The following is a 20,331-nucleotide window of genomic DNA, read 5'->3' as shown; positions in this document are numbered from 1 at the left end:
AAAAACTCCTTCCTTTCGGTTCTGTTCAGCGAGCTTCGGTGAACTCCGGTTTTTCTATTTATCGCAAGCAAAATGCATGAATGCGCGGAGCTTGCTGTGACAACAGTATAGGCCAGCCCCTATCACTCCACAGTTTCCGATTACGCATAGTTGCTACCAGATGTAACCGACGAGAAGTAGTACAAAGTTTAGAATTTTATACGTTATTCTTCCCTATCAATTTAATTGCTTTTATTGTAATTTAATGAATTAAATGACAATACATAGGATACCAAATGGCACAGGATATGTTTTTAAAAATCGCGGGCATTGATGGCGAATCAAGCGACTCAGCTCATAAGGGCGAAATTGAAATCTCCCATTGGGAGTGGGACATCAAACAAAACGCCACTATGCATTCTGGCAGTGGCGGCGGCGCAGGAAAAGCAACGATTAGCGACTTATATTTTGAACATTCTGCCGATCGCTCTAGCCCTAACTTGATGAAGTACTGCCTTACTGGAAAACACATTTCTGAAGCCATTCTGGTAACGCGCAAAGCTGGCGGCAACCCGCTTGAATACATGAAAATAACTATGAACGATGTCGTCGTTACTGGCGTACATCCTATTTGCAGCGGCCATAGCGATGGCATCCGTGAACAAGTTAGCTTGTCTTTTTCCAAGGTAACCCAGGAATATAAGATGCAAAATTCTCAAGGCGGTAGCGCCGGAATGGTAACCGCCAGCTTTGATATTAAAGCTAACCGGGAAACCTAGTCGTGGGTGATCGCTACGCAGGGGAACGCTACTCTCCGAGGCTTCCGACATGTGGCAAAGCGACTTTTTCATTACACTTTGATGGAAAATATTTACGCGGATCTGGGATGAACGGTGCAACGCAATTCTCTGCTGTTTCAGGACGTGATATTGGCGGTAAATTTGATTACTCGGTTGCACGCCAAAGCATTCCGAATGAAGGCCCCATACCAGAAGGTGACTACTGGATTCAACCGAGTCAATTACAAAAAAATAACTGGTATCGGGTACGTAATCCACGCATTGCATGGGGCAATTATTGGATTACCATCCACCCGTATCCAAGTACACAGACGTATAAACGCGGCGGATTTTTTATTCATGGAGGAAGTACCTTAGGCAGCGCTGGATGCATTGACTTAACAAGTCAAATGGATCGTTTTGTTGACGCATTGAGAAAAGCTCTTGCCGACCAGCCGGACTGCTACATACCGCTCTCCGTTCAGTACCCAAAATGAAAAGATATTTCTCACACCTCATTTTCATCATTTGTCTCGCAACAATTTTATTTGTTGGCTATATCAACGTAGATGCCGTTCAGGGGGCATTTGGAGACGGGCCTCCATATTATGGACGGACTACGAACATGGACAAATGGGGAAATCCGATTCCGTTACTCGCGGTGATTGATATTGTCACTACCATTTTTATTGGCGTAGCTGTTCGATGGGCTTGCAAAGCTTTGAAATAACAAACTTCGGGAAGCGCTGATTTTCAAACCGGAAATTTTAATCTTGCGACGGTAGAAGCTGGAATCGCATTTATAGAGAAAAGTTGGCCTGCTTTTCCTGCCGTCAGACGCCCTTGATACGCTCCATCAAGTAGCCACACTACTCAGTGGGGACCGTCGAGGCTGTTGATCACCATTGGAGTGAAATCATGAGCAAAATCAAAAATGGCGTGCAGCCGATCCGCCCGGGAGATTTGTTCGATTATTAACTTGTAAATAGCAATAATTCTCATTTATAATAAATCGCGCAATACACTGACGTAGATTGCCCACCCTCAGATACTTCCCTCTTTCCAGCCAGCCGCATCCTCAGCGTCGCCAGCCACTCAACAAGTTTGACTGTTTTGGAGCACGACGCTTTGCCCAATTTATATCCAACCCGCATCGCGATGCCGGGAATGCCTGCGGCCGCCAACTTTGCCGTCTTCGCCACGATCGCCGTATCGCTGCCGGTTTTTGCCCAGAGTGCGCCACAACTACTGGCAGGCACCTATGCCACCAGTCACGCACTCGACGAAATATCGGTGACTGCGACCCGCAGCGAGACCGCGGTGTCACGCACGCCCAGCAGTATTTCTGTGATCAACGCCGACACCATCGAAGAACAGCAGCCCAGGGATGTCAAGGATCTACTGCGCTACGAACCCGGTGTCACGGTCAGGCACGGGCCTTACCGGCCATCGCCGGCGGCCGCGGCGGTAATGAAGGCATCAATATCCGCGGGCTTGAAGGCAACCGGATCCTGTTGATGGAGGACGGCACACGCCTGCCCAGCGCGTTTTCGTTCGGGCCGCTGGAAGCGGGCCGGGGTGACTATGTGCAAATGGATATGTATAAGCGGGTGGAAATCCTGCGCGGACCGGCATCAGCCATGTACGGCAGCGACGGTCTGACCGGTGCAGTCAACTTCATCACCAAGGACCCATTCGATTTCCTGAAGATTTTCAACAAGCCGACTTACTTCTCGATCAAACCCAGCTACGACTCTACCGACGGCAGCACTTCAACTACTGCTGTCGCCGCTTTCGGCGGTGAACGTTTCGAAGGCTTGATCATTGCCAACAAACGCGATGGCAATGAGGTTGATACCCAAGGCACGCGCGATATCGTCGGCCCCAACCGCGATACCGCCAATCCGCAAAATGTGCATGGCAACGGGCTACTCGGCAAGCTGGTATTCAAGGCCAGCGCCGAGGATACCTTCACCGCCACCATCAATCACCAGGAACAGAAAACCGGCTCCAATGTGCTGTCCGCGGTCACCGCCAGCACGCTGGCGCTGCGCGCTAACGATAAACTCGAACGCAATCGCTATAGCCTGGCCTATGATTTCAAGGACACCGGCAATCCTTATTTCCAGAATGCCCATGCGCAGATCTATTACCAGGACGCCAAAAATCACCAGTTTTCCTATGAAGACCGGTTTCCCGCGATTGACCGCACCCGTGACAATACCTATCAGGAACGCACCTACGGCGCTTCGGCGCAGGCCGAAAGCGGCTTCGCCACCGGCAGCCTGCAGCACAAGCTGGTGTACGGTTTCGACCTAAGCACCGCACGCATCAGTGGACTGCGCGATGGCACTATTCCGGGTGTCGGCGAATCACCGTTCCCCAACAAGGCTTTCCCGAATACCGATTACTCGCTGTTCGGCGCTTTCATCCAGGATGAAATCCGGCTGTCGCAAAACGGCGCGCTCAGTATCGCGCCCGGTTTGCGCTTCGACGGCTATCGCCTGACACCGGACGAGAATGATCCGTCCTACACCGGCAAGCCCACCAAATCGAGCGGCAACGCCGTATCGCCGCGATTGGCATTGATGGTTGAAATCAATCCGGCATTGCTGCCTTACATCCAGTACGCACGCGGTTTCCGTACGCCGACGCCGGACCAGGTTAACAACAGTTTCGGCAATCCGATCTACGGCTACGCCACTATCGGCAATCCGGATCTGAAACCGGAGACCAGCAACACGTTCGAACTCGGCTTGCGTGGCAAACTGGACGGCGGCAACAGCGTCCTGCGCTACAGCACGGCAGTCTTCACCGGCAACTACAACAACTTCATCTCGCAAGAAGTGGTTGGCGGCAGCGGCCGGCCGTTCGTCGATCCGCTCATCTACCAGTATGTCAATCGCGCCAAGGCCCGCATCAGCGGCGCCGAAGCGAGAATCGACTGGCAACTTGCCAACGGCCTTGGCTTCAAGGCCGGCATGGCGTATACCAGAGGCCACACCGAAGGCGCCGACGGTAGCAGCACACCGCTCGATACGATCAATCCTTTCATGGCGGTATTCGGTTTACGCTACGAACCCAGCGAACGCTGGTACGGACAAACCGACTTCATCTACCAAAGCGCTAAACGCCGCAGCGACATGAGCAAGCAGACCGACTTTGCACCGCCGGCCGCTTTCGTCATGGATCTGCGCGGCGGCTACAACATCAGCAAGAACGTTGCACTGTTCGTCGGCATTCACAACCTGTTCAACCGCCAATACTGGAACTGGTCGGACGTGCGCGGCCTGGCCGACAACTCGACAGTCAAAAATGCTTATACCGCCCCCGGCCGCAGCTTTAACGTCGGTTTGAAATTCCAGTACTAATCCACGTATTAATCCCCCATTCCCGGACAAGGAGAAAACCATGCCTACCACTAACCTGCACAAGCAACGTGATCAACAGCAGTTGCGCGCGGATTTCTTAAACATCAAACGCGAGAAAAAGCTACGTAATCGCGATGCCGCCGCCGCAATCGGCATCACCGAAGGCGAAGCCATTGCAGCCTGCGTCGGTGTAGAGGCAATCCGCTTGCTGCCACGTTTTGTGGAGTTGTTTGAAGAAGTGCCGCTGCTCGGCCCGGTCATGGCGCTCACCCGCAATGACAGTGCAGTGCATGAAACGGACGGCGCTTATCAAAAGATGAGCCACAACGGCCAGGTCGGCCTGGCGCTCGGCGAAGCCATCGATTTGCGGATTTTCTATAGCCAATGGCGTTTCGCTTGTGCCGTGATTGAAGATATCGTGCGCGGCACCGAAAAGACATTGCAAAAAAGCCTGCAGTTCTACGACCTGCACGGCGAGGCAGTACACAAGATGTTCTTGCGCGAACACAGCGATCACGAAGCCTTCGATGCTTTGGTAGCGCGCTGGCGCGATCCTGAACAACAGCCCGGCATGACGGTCGAACCTGTGCCGCCGGCAGCCATTGACACTCCGGATTCAGAAATCGACGGCGACGGCTTCCGCGCCGCCTGGAAAAGCATGACCGACACGCATCAGTTCTTCGGCCTGCTGCGCGAATTCGGTGTCAGCCGTACTCAGGCGTTGCGACTGGCGCCGCCGCAGTTTGTGCGTCAGGTCGACAACAGCGCTACCCGTATCATATTGGAGCAAGCCGCCGCCAGCGCGTTACCGATCATGGTTTTCGTCGCCAATCGCGGCATGATCCAGATCCACTCAGGCGCCGTCGCCAACATCAAGGTAATGGGACCCTGGCTAAACATATTAGACCCAGGCTTCAATCTGCATTTGCGGGAAGATCTGATCGCGTCGAGCTGGGTGGTAAGCAAACCAACCGGCGACGGCGAAGTCACGTCACTCGAACTGTTCGACAATGAAGGCAATACCATCGCGATGCTGTTCGGCGTGCGCAAACCGGGTCAGCCGGAACTCGCCGCATGGCGCGCAGCGGCCTTGAATCTGCCGCTTACAGCAAGCGTGGCGGAGGCTGAAGCGTGAAACGGCACATCAATACACAACGGCGCTTGCTGTTAAGCGGCAGCGCAGCCGGCCTGTTGTTAAGCGCCTTGCCCGCTCTGGCAACGACAAAAGCCGCAGCGGGCGCCACGCCGCGTCGCGTGGTTGTGGCCGGCGGCGCCATCACCGAGGTAGTGTATGCGCTTGATGCCGGCACAGTCCTGATCGGCGCCGATACCACCAGCACCTATCCTGCCGCGGCGCTGGCGCTGCCCAAGATGGGCTACCAGCGTGCATTGTCGGCCGAAGGTGTACTGTCGCTGCATCCCGATCTGCTGCTGGCGTCAGCCGACGCCGGTCCGCCGGCCACACTGCAGCAGATTGCCGCGGCTGGAGTGCGCGTGATCCGGCTAGGCGAGCGACATGACGTAAATACCGTGCGCGAAAAAATCATCGGCGTAGCCTCTGCACTGGACCTGGCGCCACGCGGCAAGGTACTGCTGCAACGTTTCGACAGCGAATGGCAAACCGCGTTAACAGCAGTTCAGAAACAGCGCCCGGCCAAGCCGCCGCGCGTCCTGTTCATCCTGAGTAATAGCGGCACGCAGGCAATGGTTGCCGGCCGGGATACCGCAGCCGACGCCATGATCCGTTACGCCGGAGCAGTCAACGCCACTTCGGACGGCAAGGGTTTCAAAGGTTACAAACCTCTGACTGCAGAAAGCGCGGTTGCCAGCGCACCCGACATCCTGTTGATTGCCAGCGAAAGCCTGGCAGCGATAGGCGGTGTCGACCGTTTGCTGGCTAGCCCTGGCATCTCCCTGACGCCGGCAGCTAAGGCAAGGCGAGTGGTGTCCGATATCGATTCACTGTTGTTGCTGGGCTTCGGACCTCGGCTGCCGCAAGCGCTGAGCCAGCTGTCCACCCAACTGTATTCTTGACCATTGATCATTGATAATTGACCAACGCTGCGATGTCATCCTCATTCCCTGGTACCTTGCCCGGCTCTGCAATCTCAGCACCCCACGCACCCGAGTTGCCGCGCAAGAGCCGACAACGCATGGTGCTGGCGGGCCTGTTGGTGCTATTGATCGTCACCACGCTGTTATGTGCCGCATTGGGCGCTTATCAAATCGATCCTTGGCGCATCCCGCTGCTGCTGTGGCCTGGCAGCCAACTCGACATAGCCGATACGCAAACCCGCGCGGTGCTAATGGATATCCGCTTGCCGCGGGTGCTGCTGGCAATCCTGGTCGGCTGCGGTTTCGGCGCCGCCGGCAGCGCCATGCAAGCCTTGTTTCGTAATCCGCTGGCCGATCCGGGCTTGATCGGCGTCTCCAGCGGCGCTGCGCTCGGGGCGGCACTGACCATCGTGCTGGGCACCACGCTGTGGCCTGACGCACTGCGCATGGTCGGCATTTACGCGCCGATGCTGGCTGCCTTCATCGGCGCCCTGGCGGTGGCGATGCTGGTGTATCGGATCGGCGCCGCTCGTGGTCGTCTGGCGCTGCCTCTGCTGCTGCTGGCCGGGATCGCCATCAACGCCATCGTCGGCGCCGCCATCGGCCTGCTGATCTATGTCGCCAGCGACGACCAGCTGCGCACGCTCACCTTCTGGAACCTGGGCAGCCTGGCCGGTGCGCAGTGGTCCTTGCTGGCAGTGGCGACGCCGGTGGTGGTATTCAGCATCGCCGCCCTGGCCCGCCATTCGGCAGCGCTGAATGCCATGTTGCTGGGAGAAGCTGAAGCCATGCACCTTGGCGTGCCGGTGCAAGCCATCAAACGCCAGGTGCTGATCGCCAGCGCGTTGTGTGTCGGCGCACTGGTGGCATGCACCGGCACGATCGGCTTCATCGGCCTGGTGGCGCCGCATTGCATCCGCCTGGCCTGCGGCCCGGACCAGCGCGTGGTGCTGCCCGGAGCGCTACTATTCGGCGCCGTCCTGACCTTGGCTGCGGACCTGATTGCACGCACCGTTGCAGCGCCCGCCGAAATGCCTTTGGGTATCCTTACCGCGCTGCTGGGCGGACCGTTCTTCATGGTGCTGCTGTGGCGTCGACGCGGGCAGCTGGGTCTTTAGGGCCTGTTGCCATATGATTTGGGAGTGCGAACGCGCGGCAGGCGTTGCGTGCCTAGGCGCAGCGACGCGACGTAGCGGTGCTACGGCAAGGAGATGCAACAACGGCATGCGACGCCTGCAGCCGTTCCCGGAGGGTTCAAACCAAAACGAGCGCTGGCCGCGTTGCATGGCTTGTTGGTGTACCAGCCCCAACCGCACCACGCGCCTTGCCAGCGCTCGTTTTGGTTTGAACGCATCTCCCAAATCATATGGCAACAGGCCCTAACCAATCTGGAGTAACACAATGTTAATGGCAAGCGATCTCTCACTACGGCGCGGTAGTAAAACCATCTTGCGCAACCTTAGCCTGCATATCCAGCCGGGTGAAATCGTCGCCCTGCTGGGCCGCAACGGCGCCGGTAAAAGTACGTTACTGAAAGCCATGTCCGGCGAGTTCCATGGCAAGCTGCAAAATAGCGAGGCGCAACTAACCGGACATATCACGCTCAACGGTACTCCGCTTAGGCAGCTGACGCCGCAGCAACTGGCCACTACCCGCGCAGTATTGCCGCAAAGCGTGCAATTTTCCTTTCCATTCACAGCCATGGAAATCGCGTTGCTGGGCCGTTATCCGCATGGCGGCGGCGGCAGCATGACTGACCGCCTGATTGCCATGGAAGCGCTGGCGCTGGCCGGCGCTGCCGCACTGGCAGAACGCGACGTCACCACGCTCTCCGGCGGTGAGTTGGCACGGGTGCAATTTGCCAGGGTGCTGGCGCAATTGCGGCCGCAAACTGAGCATGCGCAATCGCAGCCTGCTGCACGCCACTTGCTGCTTGATGAGCCGACCGCAGCACTGGACCTGGCGCATCAGCACCATTTGCTCAGCACCTTGCGGCATTTGACGAAAGAATGGAATATCGGCGTACTGGCGATCATGCACGACCCCAACCTGGCGGCGCGCTATGCCGATCAGCTAGCCTGGCTGGCAGATGGCACCCTGCTAGCGCAGGATACGCCGGCACTGACCATGACGCCGCATATCGTCAGGACTTGCCTGGGAATTGATGTCGACGTAGTCCGGCAAGCCGGTAAGCCGCCGTTTGCGATGCCTTGCATGGCCTGATATAGATCAGCGCGGCTCCGGCCAGAAGACAACGCCGACAATGCTATTTCAGCTTTCGTCGTCGGGCGCCAACTCCGGCTCCGACTCTTTACCCAACAAGCGCTGCGCCGCATCGCTCGGCAACGCTTCCACCGATTTCAACTTGCGCGCCATCTGGCGGCTGCGCACTTCCGCCTGGTCGATATTCTTGGCGGCACGTTCCAGCGTCAATTTGGTTGCTGCCAACACGTCGCCGAACTTGCCGAATTCGGTCTTCACCGCACCCAGCACTTGCCATACTTCGGATGAACGCTTCTCCAGCGCCAGCGTCCGGAATCCCATCTGCAAACTGTTCAGCAAGGCCGACAAGGTAGACGGCCCGGCAATGCTGATCCGGTGCACCCGCTGCAATTCATCGGCAAGACCGGGACGACGCATGACCTCGGCATACAGGCCTTCGGTCGGCAGGAACAGGATGGCGAAATCGGTGGTCAGTGGCGGTGACAGGTATTTCTCGGCAATCGTCTTGGCTTCGCCGCGCACCGCGCGCTCCAGTTCGCGCGAAGCAAGCGCTACCCCTTCTGCATCGGCGCGATCAGCTGCATCGGCCAGGCGTTCGTACTGTTCTTTCGGAAACTTGGCATCGATCGGCATCCACACCGGCGTGCCGCTATCATCATTACCAGGTAACTTGATAGCGAACTCGACCCGCTCGCCACTGCCAGGGACAGTTTCCACATTCTTGGCATACTGTTCCGGTGTCAGCACTTGTTCCAGCAGCATTTCAAGCTGCACTTCACCCCAGGTGCCGCGCGTCTTGACGTTGGTCAGCACGCGCTTGAGGTCGCCGACGCCGATGGCCAGTTGCTGCATCTCGCCCAGGCCCTGATGCACCTTTTCCAGGCGATCGGAGACGATCTTGAACGACTCGCCCAGGCGCTGCTCCAGCGTTGCGTGCAATTTTTCATCCACGGTCTTGCGCATTTCTTCGAGGCGCAAGCCGTTGTCGTTTTGCAGATCCTTGATCTTCGCTTCCAGCGTGGCGCGCACTTCCGCCATCCGCTGTGCATTCGATTCGGTGAGCGCCGCCAACGTCTGGTTCAGCGTATCGCCGAAGCGCTTCAGCGACTGCGCCTGTTCCTCGCGATTGGTCTGCGCTTGCTGGTTCATCGCCAGCCGCATGCTGTCGAGCTGCTGGGAGTTGGTTTCGTTGAGCTTGACCAGTTGCTGGGCGAAGGTATCGATCTGGTTGTTTTGCAAAGTCGCGACGCTAGTCATTTGCGCCGCCAGGGTCTGCTGCAGCTGGCCGAAGTTACTGCCCAGTTCCTGCCGCATGCCTTGCGCACTGGTTTGCACCTCGCTGCGCAGTTCGCGTTGCTGGCGCTCGCCGCGATCTTGTTGATCTTGTTGGTGGCCTTGCAAATCGCTCCGCAATTGCTGCAGTTGCTGCGCCGGATCCGTGCCCCGTGAACTGCGTACGATGGCGATAATTTGCAGCACGATGATAACGGCGGCAACGGCTAGCAAGATAAGCAATTCTGATGATGTCATGTATTCCTGAATTGATTGAAAACTGCGAAACTGAAAATTGCCGAACTACAGGCTAGAGCGAAATCACGGGTGGACGTCGGCTTTGTTGCGCATCCAGTCTGCGGTCTGGAAAAAAGACGTCAGCAAATGCTCCTGCAGCCGTTCCTCCATGCCGACATCCTGCATCGCCAGCGCCATACAGCGCAACCACTGGTCACGCTCCGGCGAGGCAATCGCGTACGGCAAATGACGGGCGCGCAGACGCGGATGGCCGAATTGTTCTATATACAAATCGGGGCCGCCGCTCCAGCCGCTTAAAAACCAGTAAAACTTGTCGCGCGAACCATCCAGCGTAGTCGGATGCAAGGCCCGGATCACGGAAAATTGCGGCTCCAGGTCCATCAGGTCGTAAAAACGGTCGACCAGTTCGCGCAGCTTGTCGGCGCCGCCTATCATGTCGTAGAGGCTGGCCTGTTGCTGATCCGCCGGCTCGGTGGCGGAAGTGGTGTTTTCTGTAGTCATGGGGAAAAATGATAGCGTAAGCCGGCATTATCCCCGAAATGACGTTATAAGGTGTCGAATCAAGTCTCTCGGCTCAAGCTTCTCGCAAAGTTTGCAAAGGCGGTTGATTCAACACATGCCGCAATCCGACCCAGCCGCCGGCAAACGTGCAGATCGCACCGATCGCCATCCCGGCCAGCCACACCAGCGGGCTGAAGGTCCAGGTAAAGTTGAATACGTAATGCGCCAGGGCCCAGCCGATTGCCGCAGCGCCGCTGGCCGCCAGGAAACCGGCGAGACTGCCGATCAAGCCGAATTCTATCCATTGCGATTGCGACAATTGCTTGCGGGTTGCACCCAGCGCGCGCAGCAGACCGGCTTCGCGGGTCCGCTCGTCTTGCGAACCAACCAGCGCCGCGTACAGCACCAGTGCACCGGACAGCAGCGTAAACAAGAAAAGGAATTCGACCGCCGCCACAACCTGATCGATCACACCTTGGATCTGCTTGATGACGCTACCGATATCAACCACCGTCAGATTCGGGAAATCACGTGTCAGTTCATTGCTGAAATTGGCATGCGCATCCGGTAAATTGAACGCGGTGATCCAGGTTTGCGGCATGTCGGCCATCAGCTTGGGATTCAGAATCACAAAGAAATTGACCCGCATCGACCCCCACTCCAGCTTGCGCAAACTGGTAATCGGCGCACTCACCATCTGGCCGGCGATATCGAACTGCAGCGTATCGCCAAGCTTCAGGTTCAAGGTCTTGGCCAGGCCTTCCTCAACCGAGGCGGCAGCTTGCGTATCGTCAAACCAGTGGCCGGCGCTCACCGTATTCTGGGCCGGCACCTGGTTCATGGTGGACAGGTTGAATTCGCGGTCGACCAGGCGCTTGGCCTTGTCTTCGGGATAGGTATCGGCGGTGATCGGCTTGCCGTTGACCTGGGTCAGGCGGCCGCGAATCATTGGGAACAACTGCGGCTGCGCGATGCCAATCGCTTGCAAGCGGTGTGTAATCTCGACGCGTTGGTCGTCCTGGATATTGATCACAAAACGGTTAGGTGCGTCAGCCGGCGTCGCCTGGCGCCAGGCGCCGACCAGATCGCCGCGGATGACCGTCAGCAGCAGCAAGGCCATCAAACCCAGCGACAAGGCGACAATTTGCACGATGGTGGCCACCGGCCGCCGCTGCAGAGCAGTCAACGCAAAGCGCCAGCTTGGGTTACGCGACAAACTACGCACATGGCGCGAGGCCTTCAACGCCAGCCAGCCCAGCAAGGCGAACACGGCAAAGCCACCCAAAAATCCGAGCGCGGTAAGCAAACCCAGTTTTATATCGCCTGCCTGCCACAACAGCAAGCCGATAAACGTCAGCGTACCAAACCCGTAGGTAGCCAGCACCAGCGCTTGCGGCGCATCTTGCTCGCGCCGGATCACGCGGTTATGCGGTACATTGCGCAGTTGCAGGATAGGCGGCAAGGCAAAGCCGATCAGCAGCAGCATGCCGGTGATCACCCCTTGCAAGGCCGGCATCACGCTGGCACCGGGCAAATCGCTGGCGACAAATTTCCCCAGCAGATCGAGCAACATGAAATGCGCGCCGAAACCGAGCGCTACACCAATCAGGCTGCCAGCCAGGCCGATCAGCAGAAATTCCAGAAAATACAATTGCGTCACCTGGTTTTGCGTCAAACCCAGACAGCGCAACATGGCGCAGGCGTCCAGGTGGCGCAGCATGAAGCGGCGCGCTGCCATTGCCACCGCAACTGCTGCAAGCAAGGCCGACAACAAACCGACCAGAGACAGGAATTGCTGGCCGCGATCGAGTGTTGCGCGCATTTCAGGACGACCGTTTTCCAGGCCCTCGATACGCACGCCTTTGAGGTTTTCGCGGCTAATATCGCTCTCTACCCATTTCTGGAAATCCTGCACCTGTTGCGGGGCGCCGGCCAGCAGCAAACGATAGGTGACCCGCGAGCCGTCCTGGATCAGGTTGGTAGATGCCAGATCGGCCATCGACAACATCACGCGCGGCGCAAAATTGATGAAGCCGCTACCGCGGTCTGGTTCGACCACCAGTACCTTGGCGATCTTGAAAGTACGATCGCCGAGCTTGAGCGGATCGCCCACCGCCAGGTTCAGCGCGGTCAGCATGTTGGAATCCAGCCAGACTGTGCCTGCGGCTGGAATCTCCCGGGTCTTGGCATCCGTCCCGCCGACGCTATCGGCGACCACCAGGGTGCCGCGTAGCGGGTAGCCGGCGCTCACCGCTTTCAGCGAAGCCAGCTGCGACCTGGCGCTGTCGCCCTCGCCGGCGATGGCCATGCTGGGAAACACGACCGTATCAGCCAAAGTCAATTGACGGCGTTCGGCCTCTTGGCGCCAGCTGGGGGTTATGCGCTGGTCACCGGAAATCAGCAGGTCGGCGCCCAGCAACTGGTGCGCATCGCGGTTCATCCCGGCGCGCATCCGGTCTACAAAAAAGCCGACTGCCGATAAAGAGGCAACGGCCACAATCAAAGCGATCAGCAAGAAACGTAATTCGCCCGCACGCCAGTCGCGCTGAGTCATGCGTAGGGACTGCAAAAAAATCATGTAGCTAGCCTTTGAAATACCCAGCGTAATCCGCGCCACAGCTTAGGCAGCAGCCAGATCGCAAACAGGAAAAACAGGAACAGAAATGCAAACAACAGCCAGGGATGGAAAAAAGCCGCCCATAAGCCACCCAGCACGGTTGCATCTTCGGAAAACGATGCAGTCCAGTTGCTCAAGGGTTCCGGCGTGGTGTTGATCATGGCCCGGCTGCCGGCCTTGGTAGCGTGCGCCCCCAGCGCAAAAGTGCCGCCTATCAGCGCCGCCACCGTAGTCCAGGCCGGATCCATGTGGCCCATGGCAGCCACTGCGAGGATGGCGCCGGCCGGAATCCGGATAAAGGTGTGGATCGCGTCCCAGACTGAATCAAGTCCGGGAATCTTATCCACCAGAAACTCGATCGCTGCCATCAAGCCGGTAACACCGATCACCCATGGCGATTCCAGTATCTGCAGCGCCTGCGGCAGATCGATCCAGCCCAGGCGGCCGAACCAGCCGGCGATGAACAACGCCATATACAGGCGGATGCCGCTGGCCCACGATAAGCCACCGGCCAGCGCAGCGCTGGAAAGTGTATCAATCATGATGTCCCCTCTTTCTCCGGAGTCGATCTGGTTTTGAGTGTTACGGCTAGCGTAACGTAAACCTACATCAGGCGCGCAAGATTAGCTATCTTGCAGACAAAAATCGGCCGCAGGAGTTCAACAACCCGGTAAATCAACAACGCACGGGAAATAACGAAAAGAGGATGGGCGCCGCCAAACTGTGGGGCGGCGCCAGAAAATTACTTGGAGTCGACCAGCGGCGCGACCTGCACATCGCCGCATTGGGCGCGATGCCGCAAGGCATGGTCCATCAGCACCAGGGCCAGCATGGCTTCGGCAATCGGTGTCGCCCGGATTCCGACGCAAGGATCGTGGCGGCCGAAAGTCTCGACCGTGGCCGGATTGCCTTGCTTGTCGATCGACTGCCGCGGCGTGCGGATGCTGGATGTCGGCTTGATGGCGATCGACACGGTGATGTCCTGGCCGCTCGAAATGCCGCCCAGGATGCCGCCGGCGTTATTGGTCAGGAAGCCGTTGCGGGTGATTTCGTCGCCATGCTGCGATCCCTTTTGCGCCACCGAGGCAAAACCGGCGCCGATTTCCACGCCTTTGACCGCATTGATACCCATCATGGCGTAGCCGATCTCGGCATCCAGCTTGTCGTACAAAGGCTCGCCCAAGCCTACCGGCACCTTGGAAGCGACGACATCGATACGGGCGCCGCAGGAATCGCCATCTTTGCGCAACGCATCCATATACGCCTCAAGTTCGGCGATCTGGCTAACATTGGCGGCAAAAAACGGGTTGTTCGGTACGTGGTCCCAAGACTCGAAAGCGACAGGGATTTCGCCCAGCTGGCTCATGCAGCCCTTGAAAGTGGTGCCGTATTGCTGCAGCAGCCACTTCTTGGCGATGGCCGCAGCGCCCACCATTGGCGCCGTCAGACGTGCCGACGAACGGCCGCCGCCGCGCGGATCGCGGATGCCGTACTTTTGCCAATAGGTAAAATCGGCGTGGCCGGGGCGGAAGGTGTCGACGATATTGCCGTAATCCTTGCTGCGCTGGTCCTGGTTGCGGATCAACAGCATGATCGGGGTGCCGGTGGTCTTGCCTTCATAGACGCCGGACAGGATTTCCACCGTGTCCGGCTCCTGGCGCTGGGTAACATGGCGGGAAGTACCCGGTTTGCGGCGATCCAGGTCGGGCTGGATATCGGCTTCGGACAATTCCAGTCCCGGCGGGCAGCCGTCGACTATGCAGCCGATGGCCGGACCGTGTGATTCGCCGAAATTGGTGACGCTAAACAGACTGCCGAAGGTATTGCCGGGCATGATGATCCAGATAAAAAGGGGCTGAAAAATGTAATTTTACCAGCGCAGCTGCCGTGATAGTGAATCGGGCGCCAATAGTTATCATTTCAACACCCCACTTCATTCCCGCGTCCGCGAGGATGGCGGAATTCACTGCCAGGCGCCGCGCAAAGTCTGTACTTGCTGCTGCAAATATTCCGGCGTCGCCTGAGTCGGCGCTACCGCTTCACCCACCGTCAGTTGCAGAGCCGATAGCGGACCGCGCTTGAACGAGCGTTGAAAGGGATTGCCGGCACCACGGGTCCACATACTCCCCCACAAACCGCTCAATGCCATCGGGATCACGGGCACTGGCGTGCGGTCGATGATTTTCTTGATGCCGCCTCGGAATTCGTTCATTTCACCGGTGCTGGTCAATTTACCTTCCGGGAAAATACAGACCAGGTCGCCATCTTCCAGCGCTGCAGCGATTTGCGCAAACGCGCGCTCCATCAATTCCGGATTTTCCTTGGCCGGCGCAATCGGAATCGCCTTGGCGGTTTTGAACAGCCAGGCCAGCACCGGGATTTTGAAAATCCGGTGATCCATCACAAAACGGATGGGCCGCGGACTAGCCGCCATGATCACGATCGCATCGACGTAACTGACGTGGTTACAGACCAGCACCGCAGCGCCTTCGTCCGGAATACGGTCGCGGTTGATGGTGCGGACCCGATGGATGGTATGAATCAATATCCAGGCCACGAAACGCACCAGGTATTCCGGCACCACCGTGAAAATATACAACGCGACGATGGCATTGAGAATCGCGGTAACCAGGAAAATCTGCGGAATCGTGAAACCGAAACTCAACAAGGTCATCGCTACCAGCGCCGCCGCCACCATGAACAAGGCGTTCATGATATTCATGCCGGCAATCGTGCGCGACAGATGCCGGCGGTCGCAACGGGTCTGGATCACGGCAAACAGCGGCACGATATACAGGCCGCCGAACAGGCCGATCATTACGCAGTCGAACAGGATGCGCCAGCTGCCGTGCTGCTGCACAAAACCGGCCATGTCGACCATCGTGGTATTGGTGTAGCCGAGGCTGGCAAGAAACAGGTCGAAACCAAACACCGACAGGCCGATCGCGCCAAACGGCACCAGCCCGATTTCCACCTTGTGGCCCGACAAGCGTTCGCACAGCAGCGAGCCGGTGCCGACGCCGAGCGAGAATACCGTCAGCAACAGGACAAAAACGCTATGGTCGCCATGCAGGTAATTTTTCGCATACAACGGGAACTGCGCCAGCACGATCGCGCCGTAAAACCAGAACCACGAGTTGGCCAGCATAGCCAGGAACACCGGCCGGTTCTTGCGGGAAAATCCCAGGTTGCGCACCGTTTCGGTAATCGGGTTCCAATTGATCTTCAACGCCGGTTCGGCGGCCGGCGTCAGCGGGATGCCGCGGCTGAACAGCCAGCCGACGACCGCAATCGCCAAGGTACCGCCCGCCACCAGTTCGATACCCCACGGCTTGTGCACCACCAGCACCGCGCCCAGCACTTCACCCAACAAGATGCCGACGAAAGTTCCCATCTCGATAATGCCATTGCCGCCGACCAGTTCATCCTGACGCAGCTGCTGCGGCAGATAGGCGTACTTGACCGGCCCGAAAATGGTCGAATGGACACCCATGCCCACCACCGCCAGAACCAACAGCCATAAGCTATGCGTCATCCAGCCCACGGCGGCAATCGCCATGATGACAATTTCCAGTACCTTTACATAACGCGCCAGGCGCGATTTCTCGAACTTGTCGGCCAGTTGGCCGGCAGTCGCCGAAAACACCACAAACGGCAAAATGAACAAACCCGGAATCAGGTTGTTCAACAGATTGACATCCATGCTGGTCCAGCTCAACGCTTCGTAAGTCAGGATCGTCAGCAAGGCGGTCTTGAATACGTTGTCGTTGAAAGCGCCAAAGAACTGGGTCCAGAAGAAAGGAGCGAAGCGTCGCTGGCGCAGCAGGGCAAATTGACTGGATTTGGACATAAGTGGACTAATGGGAAGGGGCGCGCCTCGGCAGCGACGAATGCATTACTGTTTTAATATTTTTTAAAACTTACACAATTACGCAAAAAAACCGTTTGCGGCATCTCCCTGCCACAAACGGTTCCTGACAAGCTTTAAACAAATCCTATTCGTCGGCGTTGGACGGCCAGTCGCGAATGTAGGCTTTCAGCATCTTGTTTTCAAAACCCTGGGCGTCCAGCACCGCTTTGGCTACGTCATAAAACGACATCACGCCCAGCAAGGTGCGGGCATCCATGATCGGTACGTAACGTGCGTGGCGCTCCAGCATGATACGTCGCACTTCATTGACTTCCGTATCGGGCGTGACGGTAATCGGGCTGTCGTCCATATGCTTGCGCACCGTGTTGCTGCCGACCGCACCACCGTTCTGGTGAATCGCGTTCATCACTTCACGGAAAGTCAGCATCCCCACCAGCGTACCGAACTCCATCACTACCAGCGAACCGATATCTTTTTCCGCCATCGTATTGACGGCGTCGATCAACGGCGTTTCCGGCGTCACTGTGTAGAGAATATTGCCTTTGACTTTGAGGATCTCAGAAACTTTCATGGGGCCATCCTGCCTTTGCTTGAGTTATGCTTGCTTATATCCAGAATGTAGCCTAAGCCAGACTAAAAATCTACCGCGCAGCGCATCACGAGTAGAACGAGTTCTCATATTTCAAGAATAGAAGGAGACAGCAAACACCATGAGCGCCCCCCATTACCCCGGCTTCGACACCCTGTCGCTGCACGCCGGCAGCGTCCCTGATCCGGCCACCGGCGCCCGCGCCACGCCGATCTACCTGACCTCGGCCTTTGTCTTCAAGGATTCCGACCACGCTGCCTCACTGTTCAATATGGAACGCGCAGGCCACGTGTATTCGCGCATTTCCAACCCCACCAACGCTGTGCTGGAAGAGCGCATCGCCGCGCTCGAAGGCGGCGTCGCCGGAATTGCTGTCGCCAGCGGACAAGCGGCCATGCATCTGGGCCTGGCCACTATCGCCGGCGCCGGCTCGCATATCGTGGCGTCGCGCGCCTTGTATGGCGGTTCGCACAACCTGCTGTCCTACACCATGAAACGCTTCGGCATCGAAACTACCTTTGTCGATCCGAGCGACCTGGATGCCTGGCGCGCGGCGATCAGGCCGAATACCAAAGTACTGTTCGGCGAGACGCTCGGCAATCCTGGGCTGGACGTGCTGGATATCCCGCGCATTGCGGCCCTGGCGCATGAGCATTATCTGCCGCTGATGGTAGATGCCACGTTTACCACGCCGTACCTGCTGCGCCCGTTCGATCATGGCGCCGACCTGGTGTTCCACTCGGCCACCAAATTCCTGTGCGGCCACGGCACCGCAGTCGGCGGCCTGCTGGTGGACGGCGGCACTTTCGATTGGCAGCAAGCGTATGAAAAAACCGGCCGCTTCAGCGAATTGTGCGAGCCGTACGAAGGTTTCCACGGCATGGTGTTTTCGGAGGAATCGACAGTCGCACCGTTTTCCTTGCGCGCCCGCCGCGAAGGATTGCGCGATTTCGGCGCGGTCATGAGTCCGCACAATGCTTTCGCCATCCTGCAAGGCATAGAGACGCTAGCGCTACGCATGGAAAAGCATGTCGCCAATACTCGTAAGGTAGTCGAATTCCTGGCGGCGCACGCTGCGGTCGAGTCGGTCGCCTATCCTGAATTGCCTTCGCATCCCGGCCATGCGCTGAGCAAGACACTGCTGCCAAAAGGCTGCGGCGCGGTGTTCTCGTTCAACCTCAAGGGCGATCGCGCAGCCGGCCGGCGCATGGTGGAATCGCTCAAGATATTTTCCCACCTGGCTAATGTCGGCGATGCCAAATCGCTGGTCATCCATCCGGCCTCGACCACCCACTTCCGGGTCCCGAGCGAGCAACTGGCGGCCTCCGGCATTACCGAAGGCACCTTGAGGCTGTCGATAGGCCTGGAAAACGTCGAGGATCTGATTGAAGACCTGGCCCACGGCCTGAAAATGTCACAGCGCGCCGAGCGGAAGGAACAATGAGATGTTACTAAAAACACACTTCCGCAGCACAGATTACGATACTTATTGTTATACCGGCGGCAAAGCCTTCAACCCGGCTTTGCCGACTGCGGTGTTTATCCACGGCGGTCAGAACGACCATTCTGTGTGGATCTTGCAAACCCGCTATTTCGCCCATCATGGCTTCGGTGTCCTGGCGGTGGATCTGCCGGGACATGGGCGCAGCCAGGGTCCCGCCCTGGCCACCATCGAGGAATTGTCAGAATGGTTGAATTCGTTGCTGGACGCTGCGGGTGTCACCAAAGCGATCCTGGTCGGACACAGCATGGGTTCGCTGATTGCACTGGAAACTGCCGGTCGCGCAGCAAGCTCCGCGCGTATCGCAGGCATTGCCCTGGTCGGCACTGCGTATCCGATGAAAGTCGCCGATGCGCTGCTCGATGCCGCCAATAATGCGCAACATAGTGCGATCGACATGGTGAACATCTGGTCGCATTCGACTATTTCACCCAAACCCTCTGCCCCCGGCCCGGGATTCTACGTACAGGGAGCCAGCCAACGCCTGATGCAGCGCATTGCTCGCCAATCAGAAAGCAAGCCGACCGTGTTCTATACCGACTTTGCAGCATGCAACAGTTATGCAAACGGCGAACAGGCATCGCAAGCCGTGACTTGCCCTACCCTGTTCCTGCTCGGCCAACGCGATGTCATGACACCCGCCAAAGCCGCGGCCGGCCTGATTACTGCGATCAAACATGCCAAGGTAGTGCAGGTAGAAGCCAGCGGCCATGCATTGATGGCGGAACAGCCGGATGCGGTACTGGATCATTTGTTCAAGTTTGCCACGGCGGCGCTGCGCTCTTCCTCAGCAGTTGCAGCTGCCATCAAGGGGGATTAAGCTTAAAGAACAGTAACTTCGAGGAGACGCCATGCCTACCGTACTTGAAAAGAAATACGAGACGTTTGCCGAGTTTTATCCAAGTTACCTGAGCCAGCACAGCAACCGCACTTGCCGCCAACTGCATTTCGCCGGCTCGACGCTGGCGCTGCTGGCGTTGGTCGCGCTGGTGCTGACCGGCGCCTGGTACTGGTTGCCGGTGGCGCTGGCGTGCGGTTACGGCTTTGCCTGGGTCGGCCATTTCGTATTCGAGAAGAACCGTCCCGCCACCTTTAAACAACCGCTCTACTCTTTCCTTGGCGATTGGGTCATGTACTGGCAGATGCTGACCGGCCAGGTTTCTTTTTAATTAATCATGTAAAAAAACGGCTCACAGCAATGTGGACCGTTTATCCCTTAAAATAACGATTAATTTACTTTTAAACATCACAAAAAAACAACCATCGAATGCCCACAAAACAGCGCCGGTTTGTAATTAATTACACACATGCGACG

16 protein-coding genes and 1 pseudogene are annotated in these 20,331 nt (G+C 57.6%); 10 read left to right on the top strand and 7 right to left on the bottom strand.

The genetic code is table 11. The annotated features are described in order from the left end of the window. Positions 1-275 precede the first annotated feature (275 nt). The 7 genes and pseudogenes from BM205_RS18390 (at position 276) to BM205_RS18355 (ending at position 8,407) form a co-directional block, all read left to right on the top strand. Positions 276-758, top strand: coding sequence for an Hcp family type VI secretion system effector (locus BM205_RS18390; RefSeq protein WP_092416306.1), 483 nt, complete (start codon positions 276-278; stop codon positions 756-758). Positions 759-760: 2 nt separating this feature from the next. After that, positions 761-1,255, top strand: coding sequence for a tlde1 domain-containing protein (locus BM205_RS18385; protein WP_254783949.1), 495 nt, complete (start codon positions 761-763; stop codon positions 1,253-1,255). A 661-nt stretch (positions 1,256-1,916) separates the two neighbouring features. Continuing rightward, positions 1,917-4,129 (top strand): annotated as a pseudogene (locus BM205_RS18375) (TonB-dependent hemoglobin/transferrin/lactoferrin family receptor). A 40-nt stretch (positions 4,130-4,169) separates the two neighbouring features. Further along, positions 4,170-5,264 (top strand): hemin-degrading factor, encoded by a 1,095-nt coding sequence (locus tag BM205_RS18370; protein WP_092416304.1) that lies wholly within the window; start codon positions 4,170-4,172, stop codon positions 5,262-5,264. Continuing rightward, a complete protein-coding gene (locus BM205_RS18365; protein WP_254783948.1) occupies positions 5,261-6,163 on the top strand; it encodes a heme/hemin ABC transporter substrate-binding protein in 903 nt (300 codons plus the stop codon). Before BM205_RS18370 ends, BM205_RS18365 begins: the two co-directional genes overlap by 4 nt. Before the next feature lie 32 nt (positions 6,164-6,195). After that, complete coding sequence (locus BM205_RS18360) at positions 6,196-7,302, top strand: FecCD family ABC transporter permease (RefSeq protein ID WP_092416303.1); 1,107 nt, start codon at positions 6,196-6,198, stop codon at positions 7,300-7,302. Positions 7,303-7,585: 283 nt separating this feature from the next. Next, positions 7,586-8,407 (top strand): heme ABC transporter ATP-binding protein, encoded by an 822-nt coding sequence (locus tag BM205_RS18355; RefSeq protein ID WP_092416302.1) that lies wholly within the window; start codon positions 7,586-7,588, stop codon positions 8,405-8,407. 48 nt (positions 8,408-8,455) lie between these two features. Here BM205_RS18355 and rmuC read toward each other — a convergent pair whose 3' ends face one another. From rmuC to BM205_RS18320, 7 genes are all read right to left on the bottom strand, one after another. Further along, complete coding sequence (gene rmuC / locus BM205_RS18350; RefSeq protein ID WP_092416301.1) at positions 8,456-9,937, bottom strand: DNA recombination protein RmuC; 1,482 nt, start codon at positions 9,935-9,937, stop codon at positions 8,456-8,458. A 63-nt stretch (positions 9,938-10,000) separates the two neighbouring features. Then, positions 10,001-10,438: a group II truncated hemoglobin gene (locus BM205_RS18345; protein ID WP_092416300.1), complete on the bottom strand. Its 438-nt coding sequence runs from the start codon at positions 10,436-10,438 to the stop codon at positions 10,001-10,003. A 73-nt stretch (positions 10,439-10,511) separates the two neighbouring features. Continuing rightward, entirely contained in the window at positions 10,512-12,992 is a 2,481-nt protein-coding gene (locus BM205_RS18340; protein WP_254783947.1) for an ABC transporter permease, read from the bottom strand. Between the two features lie 20 nt (positions 12,993-13,012). Continuing rightward, positions 13,013-13,597 (bottom strand): DUF4126 domain-containing protein, encoded by a 585-nt coding sequence (locus BM205_RS18335; RefSeq protein ID WP_092416299.1) that lies wholly within the window; start codon positions 13,595-13,597, stop codon positions 13,013-13,015. A 200-nt stretch (positions 13,598-13,797) separates the two neighbouring features. Continuing rightward, on the bottom strand, positions 13,798-14,889 hold the full coding sequence (gene aroC / locus BM205_RS18330) for a chorismate synthase (RefSeq protein WP_092416298.1): 1,092 nt from the start codon (positions 14,887-14,889) through the stop codon (positions 13,798-13,800). A gap of 129 nt (positions 14,890-15,018) precedes the next feature. Continuing rightward, positions 15,019-16,905, bottom strand: a complete 1,887-nt coding sequence (locus tag BM205_RS18325) for an MFS transporter (protein WP_092416297.1) — start codon at positions 16,903-16,905, stop codon at positions 15,019-15,021. Positions 16,906-17,050: 145 nt separating this feature from the next. Next, complete coding sequence (locus BM205_RS18320) at positions 17,051-17,497, bottom strand: CBS domain-containing protein (RefSeq protein WP_092416296.1); 447 nt, start codon at positions 17,495-17,497, stop codon at positions 17,051-17,053. A 139-nt stretch (positions 17,498-17,636) separates the two neighbouring features. Here BM205_RS18320 and BM205_RS18315 point away from each other — a divergent pair, with 139 nt between their 5' ends. From BM205_RS18315 to BM205_RS18305, 3 genes are read left to right on the top strand one after another with little or no spacing between them, the layout of a single operon-like run. Next, on the top strand, positions 17,637-18,959 hold the full coding sequence (locus BM205_RS18315) for an O-acetylhomoserine aminocarboxypropyltransferase (protein ID WP_092416295.1): 1,323 nt from the start codon (positions 17,637-17,639) through the stop codon (positions 18,957-18,959). 1 nt (position 18,960) lies between these two features. Then, complete coding sequence (locus tag BM205_RS18310; protein WP_092416294.1) at positions 18,961-19,836, top strand: alpha/beta fold hydrolase; 876 nt, start codon at positions 18,961-18,963, stop codon at positions 19,834-19,836. Positions 19,837-19,867: 31 nt separating this feature from the next. Next, a complete protein-coding gene (locus BM205_RS18305; protein WP_092416293.1) occupies positions 19,868-20,185 on the top strand; it encodes an Mpo1-like protein in 318 nt (105 codons plus the stop codon). The last annotated feature ends 146 nt before the right edge of the window (positions 20,186-20,331 follow it).

The sequence above is a fragment of the Collimonas sp. OK307 genome (assembly GCF_900113705.1).
In the GTDB taxonomy this organism is placed as follows: Bacteria; Pseudomonadota; Gammaproteobacteria; order Burkholderiales; family Burkholderiaceae_D; genus Collimonas.
The sequence above is the reverse complement of the archived record's forward strand: the minus strand, read 5'-3'. Positions and strand labels throughout refer to the sequence as shown.

Excerpts from the sequence above, each read along its gene's own strand:
- BM205_RS18310 (WP_092416294.1), top strand. The coding sequence starts at position 18,961 with ATGTTACTAAAAACACACTTCCGCAGCACAGATTACGATACTTATTGT.
- BM205_RS18360 (WP_092416303.1), top strand. The coding sequence starts at position 6,196 with ATGTCATCCTCATTCCCTGGTACCTTGCCCGGCTCTGCAATCTCAGCA.
- aroC (WP_092416298.1), bottom strand. The coding sequence starts at position 14,889 with ATGCCCGGCAATACCTTCGGCAGTCTGTTTAGCGTCACCAATTTCGGC.
- BM205_RS18320 (WP_092416296.1), bottom strand. The coding sequence starts at position 17,497 with ATGAAAGTTTCTGAGATCCTCAAAGTCAAAGGCAATATTCTCTACACA.
- BM205_RS18340 (WP_254783947.1), bottom strand. The coding sequence starts at position 12,992 with ATGACTCAGCGCGACTGGCGTGCGGGCGAATTACGTTTCTTGCTGATC.
- BM205_RS18315 (WP_092416295.1), top strand. The coding sequence starts at position 17,637 with ATGAGCGCCCCCCATTACCCCGGCTTCGACACCCTGTCGCTGCACGCC.
- BM205_RS18390 (WP_092416306.1), top strand. The coding sequence starts at position 276 with ATGGCACAGGATATGTTTTTAAAAATCGCGGGCATTGATGGCGAATCA.
- BM205_RS18305 (WP_092416293.1), top strand. The coding sequence starts at position 19,868 with ATGCCTACCGTACTTGAAAAGAAATACGAGACGTTTGCCGAGTTTTAT.
- BM205_RS18355 (WP_092416302.1), top strand. The coding sequence starts at position 7,586 with ATGTTAATGGCAAGCGATCTCTCACTACGGCGCGGTAGTAAAACCATC.
- BM205_RS18335 (WP_092416299.1), bottom strand. The coding sequence starts at position 13,597 with ATGATTGATACACTTTCCAGCGCTGCGCTGGCCGGTGGCTTATCGTGG.
- rmuC (WP_092416301.1), bottom strand. The coding sequence starts at position 9,937 with ATGACATCATCAGAATTGCTTATCTTGCTAGCCGTTGCCGCCGTTATC.
- BM205_RS18370 (WP_092416304.1), top strand. The coding sequence starts at position 4,170 with ATGCCTACCACTAACCTGCACAAGCAACGTGATCAACAGCAGTTGCGC.
- BM205_RS18325 (WP_092416297.1), bottom strand. The coding sequence starts at position 16,905 with ATGTCCAAATCCAGTCAATTTGCCCTGCTGCGCCAGCGACGCTTCGCT.
- BM205_RS18345 (WP_092416300.1), bottom strand. The coding sequence starts at position 10,438 with ATGACTACAGAAAACACCACTTCCGCCACCGAGCCGGCGGATCAGCAA.